The sequence below is a fragment of the Pseudomonas sp. SDT291_1_S447 genome (genome assembly GCF_054070155.1).
The window spans coordinates 1-3820 of the sequence record NZ_JBSVXS010000225.1 but is presented as its reverse complement, the minus strand read 5'-3'; the positions used below and the strand labels follow the sequence as shown (position 1 = coordinate 3820).

The 3820-nt window shown below is 56.9% G+C and carries 3 protein-coding genes; all 3 read left to right on the top strand.

What is annotated here, in order from left to right; all coding sequences use genetic code 11:
- The first annotated feature begins 152 nt into the window (after positions 1 to 152).
- The 3 genes from ACW9IR_RS28950 to ACW9IR_RS28940 are packed head-to-tail and all read left to right on the top strand — an operon-like array spanning position 153 to position 3718.
- Entirely contained in the window at positions 153 to 812 is a 660-nt protein-coding gene (locus tag ACW9IR_RS28950; protein ID WP_102901097.1) for a paraquat-inducible protein A, read from the top strand.
- Entirely contained in the window at positions 799 to 1422 is a 624-nt protein-coding gene (locus ACW9IR_RS28945) for a paraquat-inducible protein A (protein WP_095050584.1), read from the top strand. The genes ACW9IR_RS28950 and ACW9IR_RS28945 overlap by 14 nt, the downstream gene beginning before the upstream one ends.
- Complete coding sequence (locus ACW9IR_RS28940; RefSeq protein ID WP_457466025.1) at positions 1415 to 3718, top strand: PqiB family protein; 2304 nt, start codon at positions 1415 to 1417, stop codon at positions 3716 to 3718. The genes ACW9IR_RS28945 and ACW9IR_RS28940 overlap by 8 nt, the downstream gene beginning before the upstream one ends.
- Positions 3719 to 3820 lie beyond the last annotated feature (102 nt).

The following is a 3820-nucleotide window of genomic DNA, read 5'->3' as shown; positions in this document are numbered from 1 at the left end:
AAGATTAAATTCCGAAACCCCAATTGCGAAAGCAGTTGGGGTTTTGTTTTGCCTGTGGAAAAGTTTTTGCTCGCGATAGCGAACAAATTTGCACAGTTATTTTCGAATCAGAACACTAGAATAGGCCCACCTTATTCGGAGCCAGAGCCTTTATGTCAGAGTCGGTTGACGCCCCAGGGCTGTCAGATTTACCGCTGGAAGACTTGGTGGCCTGTCACGAGTGCGACCTGCTGATGCGCAAGCCCACACTTGCCCATGGCGAGAAAGCGCTGTGCCCACGCTGCGGTTACGAGTTGTATGCCCACCGCCATAACGTGGTGCAGCGCAGCCTTGCCTTGGTGATTGCAGCATTGCTGCTGTACATCCCGGCAAACTTTTTGCCCATCATGCAGCTCAATATCCTCGGACAGTCTTCGCAGGATACGGTCTGGAGCGGCGTGCTCGGCTTGTTCAATACGGACATGCAGGGCGTTTCGATCGTCGTATTCCTGTGCAGCATGGCCATTCCGCTGTTGAAGTTGTTGTGCCAGTTGTTTGTCTTGCTAACGATCCGCTTCGATATCGGTCGCAGTTACGGTTTGCTGCTTTACCGTATTTATCACCACCTCAAAGACTGGGGAATGCTTGAGGTCTACCTCATGGGCGTACTGGTGGCGATCGTCAAACTGGCGGACATGGCAGCCATCACCGCTGGCCTCGGCCTCGCGTGTTTTATTGGATTGTTGTTGGTACAGGTATGGCTGGAGGTGGTGATGTCACCGCATCAGATCTGGCAGGCGTTATCAGGGGAAGATGCTCATGCGGGCGATTGATGCGGGCATTCTGGTCTGTACCGAATGTCATGAGTTGAACAGGCAGGAAGCGGACACCGACGAGCAAACCTGCACCCGCTGTGGTGCATTGGTCCACGCTCGCAGGCCGAACAGCCTCACCCGCACCTGGGCACTGCTGATCACGGCAGCGATTATCTATATTCCGGCCAATGTCTTGCCGATCATGACTGTCAGTTCTTTGGGGCAGGGTGATCCGAGCACGATCATGTCCGGGGTGATCCAATTGGTGCAGCACGGCATGATTCCGATTGCGGCGGTGGTGTTTATTGCCAGCATTCTGGTGCCGACCTTCAAACTTGTCGGTATCGCGCTGCTGCTGTTTTCAGTACAACGACGTCAGCCGTTGTCCGCTCGTCAGCGCATCTGGATGTACCGTTTCATCGAGTTCATCGGCCGCTGGTCGATGCTCGATATTTTTGTGATCGCCATTCTCGTGGCGGTCGTCAACTTCGGCCGGCTTGCCAGTGTCGAAGCCAATCTTGGCGCCATCGCCTTCGCCAGTGTGGTGATCCTGACGATGCTCGCCGCAGTAACTTTCGATCCCCGACTGATTTGGGATAACACGGAGTCGGACGACGACCATGACTGATTTGCCCGTAGCGAAAACCCGACCGGCCTCGAACTGGTCTGCCATTTGGGTACTGCCTCTGATCGCGCTGATCATCGGTGGCTGGCTCGGCTGGCGTGCCTATTCCGAAACCGGTATCGAAGTTCAGATCCGTTTTGAAAGTGGCGAAGGCATCCAGGCCAACAAGACCGAGGTCATGTACAAAGGCATGCCGGTCGGTAAGGTCAAGGCGCTTAAGCTCGACGATGAAGGCAACTCAAAAGGTGTGATCGCCACCGTTGAGATGAACAAGGATGTCGAGCAATACCTCAAGACCAGCACGCGCTTCTGGCTGGTCAAACCGAGCGTGACCCTGGCCGGTATCACCGGTCTGGAAACCTTGGTTTCCGGTAACTACGTCGCCATCAGCCCTGGCGAAGGCGAGCCCGTGCGCAAGTTCAAAGCACTGGCCGAAGAGCCGCCGTTGTCGGACGCCAAGCCCGGTCTGCACCTGACCATCAAGGCTGATCGTCTCGGATCACTGAACCGTGGCAGCCCCGTGTTCTACAAGCAGATCAAAGTCGGCCAGATCAAAAGCTACCTGCTCTCGGAAGACCAGAGTACCGTCGAGCTCAAGGTTTTCATCGAGCCAACCTACGCCAAACTGGTGCGCAAACACACGCGTTTCTGGAACGCCAGCGGCATCAGCATCGACGCCAACCTGTCCGGGGTGAAAGTGCGCAGCGAATCGCTGGCCAGCATCGTCGCCGGCGGTATCGCCTTCGCTACGCCGGAGAACCGCAAGGATAGTCCGCCGACCGATCCGAGCCTGCCTTTCCGTCTCTACGAAGACTTCGATGCCGCTGCTGCCGGCATTCGTGTGAAGGTCAAACTCAGCGACTTCGAAGGCCTGCAGGCTGGCCGTACGCCGGTGATGTACAAAGGCATTCAGGTCGGCAACCTGAAAGCGCTGAAGGTCGATCCGGATCTGAACAGCGCCACTGCCGAGCTGACTCTTGATCCGTTGGCCGAAGACTATCTGGTCGATGGCACGCAGTTCTGGGTGGTCAAACCATCGATTTCTCTGGCCGGTATCACCGGTCTGGAAGCCTTGGTGAAAGGTAACTACATCGCTGTGCGTCCGGGTGATAAAGGCGCTGCACCGAAACGCGAGTTCGAGGCACGGCCGAAAGCGCCGCCGCTGGATCTGCGTTCGCCGGGTCTGCACCTGGTGTTGTTCACCGATACCCTTGGCTCGATCGATGTCGGCAGCCCGATTCTGTACAAACAGGTCAAGGTCGGTTCGGTGCAGAGCTATCAGTTTTCCAAGACCCGCAAACAACTGGTGATCGGCGTTCACATCGAGAAGGAGTACGAAAACCTGGTCAACGCCTCGACGCGGTTCTGGAACGTCAGTGGTGTGACGCTGACCGGCGGGTTGACCGGTGGGATTCAAGTGAAAAGCGAATCGCTGCAGACCCTGATGGCCGGCGGTATCGCTTTCGAAACGCCGCAAGCCAAAGCTCCACTGCAGAAACGCATTCCGCGCTTCCGTCTGTTCGCCAATCACGATGACGCTAACCAGAAGGGCGCCGTAGTGACGATCAAGGTCGATCGCGCTGATGGTTTGCGCAGCGGCACGCCGGTTCGCTTCAAGGGGCTGGATGTCGGCAAGATCGAAAGTGTTGATCTGACTGATGATCTGCAATCGGTGATCCTCACGGCGCGCATCACTGAAGTGCCGGAGAAGATCGCCCGGGTCGGCAGTCAGTTCTGGGTGGTCAAACCGGAGCTGGGCCTGATCAAGACAGAGAATCTGGAAACTTTGGTGACCGGGAAGTACATCGAAGTGCAACCAGCGGCGAAGAACCTCGGCCCGCAGAAAAACTTCGTTGCCCTGGCCAGTGCGCCGGAAGTGACCAAGCAAGAGGCGGGTCTGAGTCTGGTACTGAGCGCTGCCCGTCGTGGTTCGCTGAAGCCGGGTGTGCCAGTCACCTACCGCGAAATTACTGTGGGTAAGGTCACCGGTTATGAACTGGGCCAGACGGCTGATCGCGTGTTGGTGCACATTTTGATCGAGCCGAAATACGCGCCACTGGTGCGCAGTGGCAGTCGTTTCTGGAACACCAGCGGTGTCGGTTTCGATATCGGTTTGTTCAACGGGCTGACGGTACGCACCGAGTCGCTGGAGACGGCGATTCAGGGTGGCATCGCCTTCGCCACGCCGGATGGCGAGCGTATGGGCAACCCGGCGCGGGCTGAGCAGACATTCCCGTTGTTCGACAAGTTTGAGGATGAGTGGCTGATGTGGGCACCGAAGATTTCGCTCGGTAAGTAATCTGAAGTTGATGTGGCGTCTACAAAGACGCCTTCGCGAGCAAGCTCGCTCCCACATTTGGAATGCGTTTCAATGTGGGAGCGAGCTTGCTCGCGAAGAGGC